This is a genomic window from Nocardiopsis eucommiae, from assembly GCF_965344335.1.
In the GTDB taxonomy this organism is placed as follows: domain Bacteria; phylum Actinomycetota; class Actinomycetes; order Streptosporangiales; family Streptosporangiaceae; genus Nocardiopsis; species Nocardiopsis eucommiae.
In genome coordinates this window covers 12,050-26,545 of the sequence record NZ_CBDRIY010000032.1, presented here as the reverse complement: position 1 = coordinate 26,545, position 14,496 = coordinate 12,050, and the positions used below count along the sequence as shown (strand labels likewise).

Sequence of the window (14,496 nt, the reverse complement as noted above, 5' to 3'; positions counted from 1 at the left end):
CACAGGCATAAGCATGTGCAGTTCGAGTCCTCTCCGTGACCTACAGAACCCGAGGTCAGAACCTCTGGAACCTCCCGAGAGAACCTCTGGATCCCCTCGGGTAAAAAATCTTCCACGCCCTCCTGTGGAAAACTCAAGAGCGCACGGTTGAACACGTACAGTGCTGTGACATGGATGCGGTTGGCCGATTTCTGCCATCCACGGGATCACGGCATAATCAGGCCTTCACTGGGCACGTCTAATCCCCCGCCCCCAGGCCTGAAAGGAAACCCATGGAACGTCTCTGGGAGGTCGACCCCTCAGCACTCTTCGCGAGGCGTCTGGGCAAGACCGCAGCGGAACTCAAGGCCAGCAGGTTCAACGACGACTGCCCCGAGATCTGGGAGCTCGACAACGGCGACGTGGCCGTGGTGGGGCGCGACGCGACCGAACTCTTCCGGGACCGACTCCCCACCGGCCTCCGGGTGGGGAGCGACGAGCGCCTGGTGGTGATCCCGGGGATCATGCTCCGATCCGCCAAGAAGGACATCAGCGATGCCTGACGCCACTCCCTTCCATGCCGTTCGCGCGTCTCCCGGACGCGAGTTGGACCGTCGCGCCTACCACGCGGACGCGGCGCGAGTCCGCGCCGACCCGGACATCGTCGGAGACTCCTGGAAGCTGGAGCGGTCCCAGGTCTTCCACGAGGACGGCGACCCGGCGTGGGAGGCCTACCAGGAGGGTGACTGGGCCAGGGTGGCCCGGATCTTCGAGAGCGAGCGCCCCGACCTGGAACGCCAACGGAGGAGCTACACGCAGCAAGGAGTGCACCTGCGCCGGGTCCGGATCGTCGAGACCCCGATCACCCCGTATCTTCGGTGGGAGATGTTGAGCCACCGCGTTTTCGTCGAGAGCGGGTACGAGATCGGTGTTCTGGATGCCGAGCAGGTCGGGGAGTTCGAGCGGGAGTCACCCCTCCCGGAACTCGTGGTCTACGGAGGAGAGGTCGTCTACCAGGTTCGCTACGACGAACGCTGGACCCCCATCGGAGCCAAGCGGATCGACGACCCTGAGCTCGCCCGAACCCTGTCCGAGGCCATCGCCGACCTCTACCGCAGGTCCGAACCCCTGCTGGAGTTCTACGACAGGGAGGTCCGTCCGCGTGTCCCGGCCGTCGGCCGACCGGAGCACGCCCGTTCCGCCGTCAGCGGCTGACCGGGGCGCCGCGAGGATCCTCCCGGCTGTCGTCGTCGTACTGGTGGTACTCGCCGGACTCGCGCTGACCCTCGTCTCACCCCTGGGTCTGCGCGTTTTCGGCGGTACGAACAAGGAGTGGGAACGACTGAGTCTCATAGGCCAGACCTACGGGGCGATCTCCGCGTTGATCGCGGTGCTCGCGCTCCTCGGTGTGATCGTGACCCTCGTCTACCAGGCCCGTGAACTGCGCAGAGCGGCGGACGACAGCCGCCGTCAGGCCATGGGCGACCTCCTGCGAATGGCCATGTCCGACCCCGACCTCGACGAGTGCTGGGGGCCGGTCGACGGCGAGGGCGACGCCAGGGCCCGCAAGCAGCTCATGTACACGAACATGATCGTCACGCAGTGGGGCACCTCGTTCCGGGCCGGGGCGACCCCCGAGAAACGCCTGCACCGCAACGCCCTGGAGATGTTCCGGGGCGAGGTCGGCCGGGACTACTGGGCGCAGGCCCGGACCAGTCGCCTGTCCGCGCCAGCGAGCAGGGCCGACGCCAGGTTCAACCAGATCCTCGACGACGCCTACCGTGCGGCGCTGGCCGAGGCCCCGGCCCCCGTGCCGAGGCGGGTACCCCCGCGCCCCGACACACGGCCCCGGTCCCAGCTGCGCCGAGCCGCCCCGGCCCTCCTGGCCTTCGGGCTGGGCGGCGTGGTGACCGGTGCGGTCCTCACCGCGCTGGGGCGTCGCGACGCCTGACCGGGGTGCGGGGCGCGCTCGGCGTCCCGCACCCTCCGTTCCTGGTCAGGCCATCGGCAGCTGGGGCCGCAGGATGCTCGCGGCCACGCCGTCGCTGGCCTCCGCGACTCGGCGGCGCTCCTCCGGGACGGTCCCGTAGAGGGTGGTGCGCTGGCGGACCGGACGGCCGGTGGGCTCGACGAGGGCCCTGATGTCACTGATGGTCTTGTAGGAACCCTGGCCGGAACCGGCCATGCGGCTGATGGTCTCCTCCATCAGGGTGCCGCCCACGTCGTTGACTCCCCCGCGCAGCAGCTGACGGAAGGTGTCCTCCGCGAGCTTGACCCAGGAGCCCTGGATGTTGTCGATGCTCCCGTGCAGGAGGAGTCGGGCCAGGGCGTGCACCGCGCGGTTCTCCCGGACGGTCGGCCCCGTGCGGGCCAGCCCGGCGAGGTAGATCGGCGCGTTGGTGTGCACGAACGGCAGCGGAACGAACTCCGTGAAGCCGGGCCTGCCGTTGCGCTCCATGGACCGTTCCTGGAGCGACCGCAGCAGCTTGATGTGCGCCACCCAGTGGTGCGGGGAGTCCACGTGCCCGTACATCATCGTGGACGTGGTCGGGATGCCCAGGTCGTGGGCGCTCGTGATGACCTCGATCCACTCGCTGGCCGGGAGCTTGCCCTTGGTGAGCACCCACCGGACCTCGTCGTCGAGGATCTCGGCGGCGGTCCCCGGGATCGACCCCAGTCCGGCCTCGCGGGCGCGGGTCAGCCACTCGCGCACGGACAGGTTGGTCCGGGCGGCGCCGTTGACCACCTCCATCGGGCTGAAGGCGTGGACGTGCATGTCGGGGACGCGCTCGCGGACGGCGGCGGCGATGTCGAAGTAGGCGGTCCCGGGCAGGTCCGGGTGGATGCCGCCCTGCATGCACACCTCGGTGGCCCCCGCCTTCCAGGCCTCCTCGGCGCGGTCGGCCACCTGGTCGAGGGAGAGCGTGTAGGCGTCGGCGTCGGTGCGCCGCTGGGCGAACGCGCAGAACCGGCAGCCGGTGTAGCAGACGTTCGTGAAGTTGATGTTCCTGGTCACGACGTAGGTGACGTCGTCGCCCACGGTGTCGCGGCGGACCCGGTCGGCCAGGTCGGTGAGCGCGTCCAGGGCGTCCCCGTCGGCGTGCAGCAGGGCCAACGCCTCGGAGTCGCCGAGTCCGGCCGGGTCGTTCTCGGCGCTGCGCAGTGCGGCGGCGATCTCGGGGTCCAGGCGTCGGGGTGTGGCCCCCTTCCGGTCCACTCCGGAGGCCAGTTCGTCCCAGTCGCCGTAGACCGCCTCGAAGTCGCCGCGCCGGTCACCGGTGCGGCCCTCGCCGTCGATCTCCGTGTGCAGGTCGGTGCGGCCCGAGGAGACCAGGACCGCCTCCGGCTCCTGCCAGGGGCGGCCCACCAGGGGTGCGTCCTCGCGGGCCAGGCCGGTCTCCGGGTCCACCAGGGCGTGGACGTGCTCGCGCAGGCGCGGGTCGACCCAGGGCTCTCCCGCCCGGATGTACTCGGGGTACACGGTGAGGCGCTCACGCAGGTCGAAGCCCTGGGCGGCGGTGCGGGCGGCGAGGTCGTCGATCTGCGGCCAGGGGCGCTCGGGGTTGACGTGGTCGGCGGTGAGCGGAGAGACACCGCCCCAGTCGTCGATGCCCGCGCGGATCATCAGTGCGTACTCGTCCACGCCTCCCCGGTCCGCGCCGATGAGGTTGGGCGGGGCCTGCACGTGGGCCCGGGGCCCCATGACGAGGCGGGTGACCGCGATGGTGGCGGCCATCATGTCGCGTTCGGCGTCGGGCCGGTGCATCATCGCGGTGTCCGGCTTGGCCCGGAAGTTCTGCACGATGACCTCCTGCACGCCGCCGTAGCGGCGGGAGACCCCGCGCATCGCGAAGATCGACTCCGCGCGGTCCGCGACCGTCTCACCGATCCCGAGCAGGATGCCGGTCGTGAAGGGGACGCTGGAGCGCCCGGCGTCCTCCAGGGCGCGCAGCCGCACGGCGGGGTCCTTGTCGGGGCTGCCGTAGTGGGGCTGGCCCTTCTCGGTGAACAGCCGCCGGGAGGTGGTCTCCAGCATCATCCCCATGGAGGGGGCGACGGGCTTGAGCCGCTGGAGGTCGGACCAGGTCAGCACCCCGGGGTTGAGGTGCGGGAGCAGACCGGTCTCCTCCAGGATCATGATCGCCATGGCGCGCACGTAGGAGAGGGTGTCGTCGTAGCCGCGCGAGTTGAGCCACTCGGCGGCCTGCTTCCAGCGGTCCTCGGGCCGGTCTCCCAGGGTGATGAGGACTTCCTTGCAGCCCAGGGCGGCGCCCTCGCGGGCGACCTCCAGGACCTCGTCCGGCGACATGAAGGGCGCGTCGAGACGCCCGGGGACCGTGGCGAAGGTGCAGTAGTGGCAGCGGTCGCGGCACAGGCGGGTCAGGGGGACGAAGACCTTGCGGCTGTAGGTGATGACGCCGGGGCGGCCCGCCGCCTCCAGGCCCGCGTCGCGGACCCGTCCCGCGTACTCCAGGAGTTGGTCGAGGTCCTCGTCCCGGGCGTGCAGCAGTACCTCCGCCTCGGTGACGTCGAGGGTCTTGCCGTCCCGGGCACGGGCCAGGGCCCTGCGCGTGACGGATGCCGTCGGGGTGGGGATGGGGGCAGGGTCGTTCGCACCACTCATAAGCGATCACCCTACGCGCCCGGTCGGTTTCGGTCGCGGGCGCCACCCGGTCGGGCCTGTGGACAACCCGGGAGGGGCGGGGTCCGCGGCATAGGCTTGGGGGGTGCTGACTCGGCTTCGACGGAACTCCTGGGTGCGCCTGGCCCTGCTCGCGCTGGTGTGCGCGTGCGCGGGCGCCGCTCTGTACGCCAACTGGACGCAGGCACGGGCCGCTGTGTCCGAGCTCCCGCTCTGGGTGCTGCCCACGGCGGTGCTGGCGGGGATGCTGGGGCTGGTGGCGCAGATGATGGCGTGGCGCTCGCTGCTGGCCGGTCTGGGCTCGCCGTTGCCGAGGGCGGCGGCCGCCCGGGTGATGTTCGTGGGCCAGCTCGGCAAGTACCTGCCGGGGTCGGTGTGGGCGTTCGTGGCCCAGGTGGAGCTGGCCCGTGACTGGCGGGTGCCGAGATCGCGGGGGGCGGCGGCGACCCTGCTGGCGATCGCCGTCACGGTGGCCGTGAGCCTGGCTGTGGCGGCTGTGGCCCTGCCGCTGTCCTCCGCCGAGGCGGCCCGGCGCTGGTGGTGGGCGCTGGCCGCTGCCCCGTTGCTGTTGGCCTGCCTGCACCCGAGGGTGCTGGGGTGGGGGGTCCGGCTGGCGGCCCGCCCCTTCGCGCGGTTCCGTGAGGTGGCCGAGGCGGGTCCACTGGAGATCGGCGGGCGTTCGGTCGCGGCGTCGGTGTCCTGGACCCTGGTGGCGTGGGTGCCGTTGGGCGCGCACGTGTGGTTGCTGACCTGGGCCGTGGGGGGCGACGCCCTGGGATCGGTGGGCCCGGCGGTGGGCGCCTACGCGCTCGCCTGGACTCTGGGGCTGCTGGTGGTGTTCGCGCCCGCCGGTCTGGGCGTGCGCGAGGTGGTGCTGGTGGTGGCGCTGGCGCCGGTGGTCGACGCGGGCGCCGCCCTCGTGGTGGCGGTGCTGTCCCGGCTGGTGATGACGGTGGCGGACGTGGGCTGGGCGGGGCTGTCGCTCCTGTTGTCGCCGGGACCGCCGAAGGGTGGTTCCGGTGACGGGGAGGAGGGTTCTGGGCCGGTGCGCGGAGCGTCCGTGGGGGATCCGGAGAGACCGTCCCCGAGGGCGCGTACGGGACCGGGCTCCGAGCGGGAACCCGAGTAGGGCCCGGCGCGGGGAGCGAGGAGGAGACGCGTCCGGCCCGAGGTCCGGAAACGGTCCGGAGGCGACCGGGCGGGCCCCGGGGTGGGCCCGAACGGCCGGGAACGCCCCGCGCAACAAAACAGGAAAGAAACCTTCTTTTTTGGCGGGACGCGGCCTATGCTCATGCCGTATGAACTGGGCCCCCCGCTTCCCACGTGTCCTGTCCGCCCTCGCCGTGACCCTCACACTGGCACCGGCCACCCTCGGCGCGGCCGATCCGGCGACCGAACCCACGGCCGAGGCCACCGCCGAAGGCCCCACCCACGCGTACGTCAAACCCGCCGACGTGGCGTGTGACCAGGGCGCGGGCACCCTCACCGTGGTGGGTCAGCTCTTCCCCGTGGTGAGCGACTCCCCCGACGGCCAGCCCGAGCTCTCCCTGAGCCTGGCCGCCGAGCTCGCCGCCGACAGCGAGGAGGACGGCGAGGACGAGACCGAGGGCGAGGAGGGGACGACCGACCTCGAACTGGAACTGGTGCCGAACCCCGAACCGCTGCCCGGGATCAGCGCCGAGGACATGGGCGCGGCCACCGAGCGCGCCGGAACCCTCACCGCCACGCTCTCCGGCGACGACGGCAGGCTGCTGACCGGTGACGATCCGCCCGGCCTGGCCTGGGAGGACTGGGAACCGCCACTGGGCTTCTACGAGGTCCGCGTGGCCACCGAGACCTTCAGCCTGCCCGGGTTCGGGGACTGCACGGTGACCGCCGCGACCCCGCTGAGCAGCGTCCAGGTGGGCACCGAGGACGAGCTGACGGAACAGCGCGCGTCGGGCCAGGAGGCGTCCTCCGACCCGCGCGCGTACCTCCCGTGGGTCCTTCTGGGCGTGGGGATGCTCGGCGCCGTCTGCATGCTGGTGCCCGCCGTGCTCCACCTGCGCCGCCGCCGGGCGTCCTGAGGTCAGGCGGACAGCAGCCGGTCGGTGTAGGCCCTCCAGTACGGTTCGGCGTCCACCGGCCGGACACCCTCCCTGAGCCGGGCGGGCGTGCCCGGCTCGTAGAAGGCGGCCAGCGCCCGGGCGAGGTCCGCGACGTCTCCCGGTTCGCAGAGCAGCCCGTCCACGCCGTCGCGCACGTGGTCCGCGAGGGTGCCCGCCCGGGTGGCGATCACCGGGAGACCGTGCTCGTGCGCCAGCCACACGTTCTGGGTGGCGGTGGCGGAGCGGTAGGGCAGCACCAGGGCGTCGGCCCCGGCGAGCAGCCCGGGCAGCTCGTCTGCGGGCACGTACCCCTCGCGGAACCGGACCCGGTCGGCCACGCCCAACTCCCCGGCCAGGTCGGCGAGGTCCGTGGAACCTCCCCAGAACTCACCGGCGACGGTGAGGGTGACGTCCTCGGGCGCCCCCTCGGCCAAGGCGCGCAGCAGCACGTCCACCCCCTTGTACGGGCGGACGATCCCGAAGAACACCAGGTTTCGGTGCTCCCCTGAACCACCGGCACGCGCTCCCCCGGTCTCGGGCAGGTGCGGCGGCATCTCCGCGACCACGGGACGCGGCCGGTCCGGGCCGAGCAGCCCCTCGGCGAGGTGGCCCTGTTCGGCCGAGTGGGTGAGGACCCCGTCCACCCGCCGCAGCAGCGCGCGTACCAGGGACACGTCCACCGCCCGGCGCTCGTGCGGCAGCACGTTGTGGCACAGCGCCACCACCCGGGTCCCCCGCCGTCGCGACCTGATCCCGGCGAGGACGCCGAGGTAGGCGGGCACCTGCACCGGCGAGAACAGGGTGAGCACCACCAGGGCGTCCTCGCCCGCGAGCCGACGCCCCGTGCGCCACCAGCCGTCCGGCCGGTACCAGGCCAGCTCATGGCGGGTGTCCGGGTACGGCTCCCCCTCGGGGTCGGTGATGGTCTGCGTGCCCGGGTAGAGCGCCGCCGGGTACTGCGCCCGCCAGGACTCGACGCCCGTCTCGTGGCCGAGCGCGCGCAGCCGGTGCGCGAGCTCCGTCGTGTGCCGGGCCCCGCCGCCCTTGTAGGGGTGTGCGGGGCCCACGAGGGTGATCCGGCCGGTCACGGGTGCTCCCTGGAACGCACGATGAGGTCGGCCAGGAGCGCGATCGCCGCGATGATCAGCCCGGTCATGAGGATCATGACGGTGTTGTTGGGTATGTAGAGCGGGTTGCGGACCTGGTCGTAGACGAACTTGACCGCCCCGATCCCCAGCAGCCACAGTGCGGGCGGCATGAGGACCTTGAGCGGGTTGAAGTACATGACCATGCGGAGCACCTGGAGGATGTACCGGTAGGCGTCGCGCACGAAGTGGAACTTGGACGTCCCCGCCCGCTTGGCGTACTCGATGGGCACGTACCTCAGCGGGTGCTGGTTGGACAGGAACGCCAGCGTGATGGTGGTGACGCAGGAGAACCCCGGGGGCAGGAGCCGCAGGTAGGGGCGGGCGACGTCCCTGCGGAACACCCGGAGCCCGGAGTTGAGGTCCGGGATGCGGGTGTTGGTGAGGCGTTCCGCGACCTTCCGGATCATCCACTTGGCGGGGACCCGGAGCGCCTTGTGCGATCCCCTCTCCTGGGTGCGCGCACCCACGACCTGGTCGATCTCCGGGTCGTTGTCGAGCATGGCGACGAGCTCGGGGATGCGCTCGTTGGGGTAGCTCATGTCGGCGTCGGTCCACGCCACGAACTCGCCGCGCGCCCGCTGGCTGCCGATCCGCCGCACGGTGCCCGCGCCGCCGTTGTGCCCGAAGGGGACCACCCTCATGTGCGGGAAGAGGCCCTCCACCTCGCGCAGCCGGGTCAGGGTCTCGTCGGTGGAGGCGTCGTCGACGGCGAGCAGTTCGTACGTGTACCCCGAGGAGTCCATCGCCGAGCAGATCCGTTTGATCTCGTCGACGACGTGCTCCTCCTCGTTGTAGCAGGGGAGGACGATCGTGACCCGCACCGGCGGGGCGTCGTGCTCCGGGGCTCGGCCTGGGGCGTCTGCGTGGCTCATGGTCCTTCTCAGCGGGGTGGTCGAGGGACGGGCGGGGGTCTCACGCCGGATCGTTCGTGGCGGGCAGGACGGCGGTCCACACACTGCCGTTGAAGGTCCAGTGTCCGGTCGGGGGTTCCATGAGGGTACTGGGGTCCATCTGGGCGACGACGTGGAAGTGCCGTTCGGGTTCGACCGTGGACCCGGTGAGCGCGTCGAGCGGTTCCCAGTCGGGGGCGGCCAGCACCGCGTCCCGGCCCCGCTGGTGCACGGCCGAGACGACCCTCTCGACCGCCTCCGGGGAGGGGTCGTCCAGGGAGGCGGTGGGCACGCCGCAGACGTTGCGCAGCAGCGGCATGTAGTTGCCCGCCAGCCCGGGGTCGACCACGATGACCGAGGAGTCGGGGGGCAGCGACGCGCAGAGACTCTCCGTCTCGGCCACGGTGCCCACGTCCTGCCGGTACCCCATGATCCCCGACGCCGAGGTGACCGCTCCGGGTCCGAGCAGGGCCACCGCCGAACCGGCGGCCACCACGACCGGGAGGCTCCGCACCATCGCGGTGGCGCGGGTGTGCCGGACGGAGTTCTCGCAGTAGCGGGTCAGCCAGGCCAGGAACCAGACCGCGAACAGCACGAACGCCGGGATCACCAGCACGATCAGGCGCCTGCTGGCCCAGGGGTGGTCCGGGGTGATGGCGGGGCGCAGGAGCGTGGTGGAGACCGTCCACACGAGCAGCATGGCGGGCAGCAGCCACTGGAGGTCGCGGCGCTGCGTGAGGCGCCGCAGGACCAGCGCCACCCCCAGGGAGGCGAACAGCACGGTGCTCAGCCCCACGTACCAGCCCACCCAGTACAGGCTCATGTCGTAGTAGGTGCGGCTCCCCTCGATCGGCAGTCCCTCGATGTCCTGGACGGAGGCCACCCACTGGTCGGTGAAGTCGCTGCCGTGCCCGTAGTCCGGCCAGAGCAGGGGGCGGACGGCGAAGCCGACCATGACCAGCAGCGCGAGCAGCGCCATCGCGTTGGGCAGCCAGCGGACCCGCTCGGTGTGCGGCAGCCCGAACCGCCACAGGGCGGCGGTGAGCGCGACGGTGACGCCGAGAACCGCGGCGCTGATCAGCAGGAGCGGGTTCAGGGAGTCCGACAGGTACTCCAGGTACGGCAGCGAGTAGCCGTACCCCGCGACCAGCCCGTACCCCACGCCCACGCCGAGGCCGGTGAGCAGTGGCAGCGCCTGTCCGCGCCTGGCGACCAGCAGCAGGCCGACGAAGCCCACCACCGGCAGGAGGTCGCGGATGGCGTCGATGCGCACCAGCACGCCGAGGCCGAACACCACCCCGGCCACCAGCGCCAGCGCCTGGGGGCCTCCCCAACGGTCGGTGAGGGCGCGTCTGCGGCTCAGGGCGTCGAAGGCGAGGACCATGCCGCCCAGGAGCAGGATCTGCGCGAGGGGCTCGCTGTAGGTGAACCGGCTGACCCACTGCTGGGGCAGGCAGACCGCCAGGATCAGGGCGGCCAGCGGGGCCCAGCGGGCGCCGACCAGGCGGGCGGTGAGCCCGGCGAAGGTCAGCACGCCCAGCGCTCCCAGGACCGGGGTGGTCACCAGCATGCCGTCCAGGCCGCCGAGCCAGTAGCCGACCGCCAGCACCAGCGGCGCCCCGGCCATGAACTGCGGCCAGATGACGTCGTCGCGCTGGTAGTGGGCGAGGCTCTGGTAGCTCAGGGCCGGGTCGTCCCCCGCGATGAGTTCCCGCTGCTGCGGGATGGGCAGGAACCCGTTCTCCGCGATCCAGGCCGTGTACATGGCATAGGAGGCCGGGTCCCGCCGGATCACCAGGGCCTCGGCGTGGTAGGCGATCTGGACGACCGCGAAGCCCACGGTGACGACCACCACCGCGACCACCGGCCACCAGGGCACGTCCTCCTCGTCCGGCGGGTCCGGGAGCAGGCGCGGTACCAGGGCGCACGCCGCGACGACGGCGGGCAGTCCCAGGACGAGTCCGGTCAGCGGGGTGAACTGGCCCAGGACCAGCAGGGGGAAGGCGACGAGGAGCCAGGCCGAGAGGGCGATCGCGGGGAGCGCGGTCACACGGGCGAGGAGCCGTCCGGGAAGCAGGCGCATGAAGGCAACTCTGGCACTTCGCCCTTCGCTACGCACACTCCGTCCCCAACCAGGGCGCGACCGTGACAAAGGGGGCGTGCTCGGAAGGGGCGGCCGCGGGCGGGGGGGCGGTCCGGGAGATCGGTCCGGGAACACGCCCTAGCATGGGCGCCATGTCCGACTCTCCCGCGCGGCTCTGGCGCGCCCTCGTCTCCGCCGATCCCACCCGCCCGTTCGTGACCTCCTACGACGGCCTCGGGGACCGGATCGAACTGTCCCGGGCCACTCTCGACAACTGGGTGTCCAAGACCTCGAACATGCTCGTGGACGGCTTCGGTACCCAGCCCGGCGATCGGATCTCGCTCGCCCTGCCGCCGCACTGGCAGTCACTGGCGTGGGTGCTGTCCTGCTGGTCGGTGGGGGCGGCCGCGGTGCTCTCCGGTGAGGGCTCGGCGCCCGAGGTCGCGGTGGCCGGACCGGACCGCCTCACGGAGGCGCTGGACAGCGGGGCGGAGGAGGTCGTGGGCACCTCCCTGGACCCGTTGGGCCTGCCGCTGCGCGAGGTACCGCCGATGGTCACCGACTACACCGTGGAGGTGCGCGGGCACGGAGACCACTTCCCCGCCTACCCGGTGGACGCCGCCGAACCCGCCCTGGAGTCCGCCGGGCGCACTCTGACCGGCGCCGAGGTGGTGGCGGCCGGACTGGCCCTGGCCAAGGCGTGGGACCTGGGTGAACGTGACCGCCTGGCGGTCGTCACGGCTCCCGACGCCCCGCTGGACTCCTTCGGCGCGGACCTGGCCGTGGTCACCGCCGCGATCGCCTCCGGGGTTCCCCTGGTACTCACCCCGCCGCCCGCCGAGGACGGGCTCCAGCGGTTCCTGGACCGGATGGGCGCGGAGGCCGTGACCGTCCTGTACGGCACCGAACCCGCCGGGGACCTGCCCTTCCGCCGGGTGACGCGGTAGGGGCCACGGTCGCTCCCGCCTATGCGCCGAGGGCGAGCCTCCAGCCTCGTCCGCTCCGGCGCGACTCCGAGCGGGACCGGCGGGCTCCCTCCGCCCGCTCGGCCGCTCGGACCCTCCGGGCCTCCTCGCGCCGCTCCTTCCGTGCCTGGCGCGCGGCGCACTCCTCGCGGGCGGCCCGTTCGGCCTCGGCCCGGTAGAGGTCGGCGGCCTGTGCGGCGAAGTCCGGGTGCATGGTGTCCCCCTGCTGGTCCGTGTCGGCCGGGAACCTCCCGGCTGGTTACAGACTCCGGCTAAGGCACCCGGCCGCACATCGGGAGACTTCACCAGATGACGGCGCCGTGCCCCGCCTCAGAGGGCGCGGGACACGGCGTGAGGACGTCTGAGGTACCTCAGAGGGCCGGTGGGGGGCGGTGGGGCCGCACGGCGGTCCGGGCTCAGGACTCCCGGTAGTAGGCGTCCGCGACGATCCCGGCGCGCGTCGACTCGTCGTAGGTGTACACCTCGCGGCCGTCGACGAACACGCGCCGGGCGCGGCTCATGATGTCGAGCGGGTCTCCGGACCACACCACGACGTCGGCGTCCAGCCCGGGGCGCAGGGACCCGACCCGGTCGTCCAGGCCCATGATCTCCGCGGGGTTGACGGTGAGCGCGCGGATCGCGGAGTCGCGGTCCATGCCCTCCTTCACGCACAGGATGGCCTGGTACACGAGGAACTCGATCGGGATGACCGGGGCGTCGGTGGTGAGGGCGACCTTCACGCCCGCGCGGTCCAGGATGCCCGGGTTGGCCAGGGTCCGGTTGCCCACCTCCACCTTGGAACGGCTGGTCATCAGCGGACCGGTGATGACGGGGATGCCGCGCTCGGCGATCTCGTCGGCCAGCAGGTGGCCCTCGGTGCAGTGGTTGATGATGAGGCGATAGCCGAACTCGTCGGCCAGGCGCATCGCGGTGTGCATGTCGTCGGCGCGGTGCACGTGCTGGCACCAGGGCACCTCGCCGTCGAGGACCTGGACGAGGGTCTCCAGGGTGTTGTCGCGGTCGAAGGGCGTGCCCTCCTGGGCGGCGTGGTCCCGCTTGGCCTTGTAGTCCTGGGCCCGGGTGAAGGCGTCGCGGATGACCGCGGCCACGCCCTGCCGGGTGGAGGGCAGGGTGTCCTTCTTGCCGTAGACGCGCTTGGGGTTCTCACCGAGGGCGCTCTTGACGCTGGCGGGCTCCTTGAGGAGGCGGTCCTCGACGCTGCGGCCCCACATCTTGAGGGCGACGGTGCGGCCGCCGATGGGGTTCCCGGAGCCGGGCTTGATCACCGAGCTGGTGACGCCTCCGGACAGGGCGTCGGCGAAACCCTGGTCGGCGGGGTTGATGGCGTCGATCGCGCGCATGCGGGCGCCGTTGGGGTCGGTCATCTCGTTGGTGTCGTCACCGGCCCAGCCGATGGTCTCCTCGTGGATACCCACGTGGCCGTGGGCCTCGACGAAGCCGGGAAGGACCCACTGACCCGCGGCGTCGACGATCTCGGCGCCCTCGGGGACCGTGACGTCGGCGGCCGGTCCGACTGCGGCGATCTTCCCGTCGGAGATGAGGACCGTGCCCCCGTCGATGGGGTCGCCGTCGACGGGAACCACGTATCCGGAAGTGATTGCGATATCCATGGCGGGCAACCTAGCCCATGGACGGTCACGTTCCCAAGGCCGTTCCGTGACCGATCAGCCAACGACCGGTCAGCCCTCGGGCCAGCGCACGGTGAGGAGTTCGGACTCGGGGGTGAGGTCCACACTGGCCTCCTCGATGGAGTCGCGCACCATGCGGCAGTGCCCGACGTCCTCGGTGTCCCCGGTCAGCTCGCCGCCCTGCGCGGCGAAGGCGTAGACCATGCTGGGGCGGTCCGCGAACTCCATGATCCGGAACGCGCCTCCGAGGCCCGGGTGGTGCGGGGTCTCCTCGGGGATCACGGCGAGGCTGAGGATGCCCGCCTTGACGAGGTCCCCGAGGAAGTCGCGCTGTCCGTTGAGGACGTCGGCGCCGCCCTGGGGCCGCTGGAGCACGGACTCGTTGAGGACCACGCGCAGCGCGGGGCCGTCGGGGCCGGTGGTGGCGGCGCGTTCGGCCATCTCGTCCTCCACCAGGGCCTCGATCTCCTCGCTGTCGAGGTTGGGGTGGCGGGGTTCGAGGATCGCCCGCGAGTACTCGCGGGTACGCAGGAAGACGGGGACCGCCATCGGCTGGTGCTCCCAGAGGCGGGCGGCGTGCGTGCCGAGCTCGCTCATGTCCCCGAACTCGCTCGGGAAGGCCTCCGCCTGGAGGGTGATGGCCCACGCGTCGACCAGCTGGTGCTCGGTGCCCAGCGCGGTGTCGACCCTCTCGACCAGTGATCGGGCCGGGCGGCAGTGCGCGTCCTCGACCTCGCGGAGCTTGTCGTCGGTGACCCCGACGTTCCTGGCGAGCTCGGCACGTGAGAGGCCCCGATCGGAGCGGGCACGCAGCACCCGTGCCCCGAAGGGGAGCCACATCGCCGACGGCAACACGGTGTTCACGCCCATAACCTCTCCCGTCCTAGGCCGGTCAGCAGTCACCTGTGGAGGGCAGGTGGTGACGTACCCTCTGTCCGACGCCCCAGCCCCTGTGGTCCGACCCTCCCCGGTTCGGGGCGGCTGGTCAAGCGACCGGGCGGGTGCGGCCATCCGTGATAAGTCAGTACAAAGCCGATGATGTCGCCCCAGCGC

The 14,496-nt window shown here is 72.0% G+C and carries 13 protein-coding genes; 6 read left to right on the top strand and 7 right to left on the bottom strand.

The window, feature by feature from the left end:
• The first annotated feature begins 272 nt into the window (after positions 1–272).
• From ACRWK8_RS19545 to ACRWK8_RS19535, 3 genes are read left to right on the top strand one after another with little or no spacing between them, the layout of a single operon-like run.
• Positions 273–542: a hypothetical protein gene (locus ACRWK8_RS19545; protein WP_378744792.1), complete on the top strand. Its 270-nt coding sequence runs from the start codon at positions 273–275 to the stop codon at positions 540–542.
• Entirely contained in the window at positions 535–1,194 is a 660-nt protein-coding gene (locus ACRWK8_RS19540) for a DUF6879 family protein (RefSeq protein WP_378744787.1), read from the top strand. The genes ACRWK8_RS19545 and ACRWK8_RS19540 overlap by 8 nt, the downstream gene beginning before the upstream one ends.
• Entirely contained in the window at positions 1,142–1,930 is a 789-nt protein-coding gene (locus ACRWK8_RS19535; protein ID WP_431872025.1) for a DUF6082 family protein, read from the top strand. Before ACRWK8_RS19540 ends, ACRWK8_RS19535 begins: the two co-directional genes overlap by 53 nt.
• A gap of 45 nt (positions 1,931–1,975) precedes the next feature.
• Here the strand turns inward: ACRWK8_RS19535 and ACRWK8_RS19530 are convergent, their stop codons facing one another.
• Positions 1,976–4,603, bottom strand: coding sequence for a bifunctional FO biosynthesis protein CofGH (locus ACRWK8_RS19530; RefSeq protein WP_431872023.1), 2,628 nt, complete (start codon positions 4,601–4,603; stop codon positions 1,976–1,978).
• Between the two features lie 103 nt (positions 4,604–4,706).
• Here ACRWK8_RS19530 and ACRWK8_RS19525 point away from each other — a divergent pair, with 103 nt between their 5' ends.
• Positions 4,707–5,750, top strand: a complete 1,044-nt coding sequence (locus tag ACRWK8_RS19525) for a lysylphosphatidylglycerol synthase domain-containing protein (RefSeq protein WP_431872021.1) — start codon at positions 4,707–4,709, stop codon at positions 5,748–5,750.
• A gap of 169 nt (positions 5,751–5,919) precedes the next feature.
• Positions 5,920–6,687 (top strand): hypothetical protein, encoded by a 768-nt coding sequence (locus tag ACRWK8_RS19520; RefSeq protein ID WP_431872019.1) that lies wholly within the window; start codon positions 5,920–5,922, stop codon positions 6,685–6,687.
• A 2-nt stretch (positions 6,688–6,689) separates the two neighbouring features.
• Here ACRWK8_RS19520 and ACRWK8_RS19515 read toward each other — a convergent pair whose 3' ends face one another.
• The 3 genes from ACRWK8_RS19515 to ACRWK8_RS19505 are packed head-to-tail and all read right to left on the bottom strand — an operon-like array spanning position 6,690 to position 10,829.
• The gene (locus tag ACRWK8_RS19515) at positions 6,690–7,796 is read right to left on the bottom strand and encodes a glycosyltransferase family 4 protein (RefSeq protein WP_378744730.1); all 1,107 of its coding nucleotides are present in this window, start codon (positions 7,794–7,796) and stop codon (positions 6,690–6,692) included.
• Complete coding sequence (locus tag ACRWK8_RS19510; RefSeq protein WP_352387834.1) at positions 7,793–8,728, bottom strand: glycosyltransferase family 2 protein; 936 nt, start codon at positions 8,726–8,728, stop codon at positions 7,793–7,795. Before ACRWK8_RS19510 ends, ACRWK8_RS19515 begins: the two co-directional genes overlap by 4 nt.
• 40 nt (positions 8,729–8,768) lie before the next feature.
• A complete protein-coding gene (locus ACRWK8_RS19505; RefSeq protein WP_378744707.1) occupies positions 8,769–10,829 on the bottom strand; it encodes a hypothetical protein in 2,061 nt (686 codons plus the stop codon).
• A 143-nt stretch (positions 10,830–10,972) separates the two neighbouring features.
• On the opposite strand from ACRWK8_RS19505, the gene ACRWK8_RS19500 reads away from it, so the two are divergent.
• Positions 10,973–11,776: a TIGR03089 family protein gene (locus ACRWK8_RS19500; RefSeq protein WP_431872016.1), complete on the top strand. Its 804-nt coding sequence runs from the start codon at positions 10,973–10,975 to the stop codon at positions 11,774–11,776.
• A gap of 19 nt (positions 11,777–11,795) precedes the next feature.
• Here the strand turns inward: ACRWK8_RS19500 and ACRWK8_RS19495 are convergent, their stop codons facing one another.
• From ACRWK8_RS19495 to ACRWK8_RS19485, 3 genes are all read right to left on the bottom strand, one after another.
• Positions 11,796–12,008 carry a hypothetical protein gene (locus ACRWK8_RS19495; RefSeq protein ID WP_431872014.1) on the bottom strand — a complete coding sequence of 71 codons (213 nt, stop codon included), beginning with the start codon at positions 12,006–12,008 and terminating at the stop codon, positions 11,796–11,798.
• 202 nt (positions 12,009–12,210) lie between these two features.
• A complete protein-coding gene (locus tag ACRWK8_RS19490; RefSeq protein ID WP_378744683.1) occupies positions 12,211–13,425 on the bottom strand; it encodes an amidohydrolase in 1,215 nt (404 codons plus the stop codon).
• 69 nt (positions 13,426–13,494) lie between these two features.
• On the bottom strand, positions 13,495–14,313 hold the full coding sequence (locus tag ACRWK8_RS19485; protein ID WP_378744673.1) for a helix-turn-helix domain-containing protein: 819 nt from the start codon (positions 14,311–14,313) through the stop codon (positions 13,495–13,497).
• Positions 14,314–14,496: the final 183 nt, after the last annotated feature.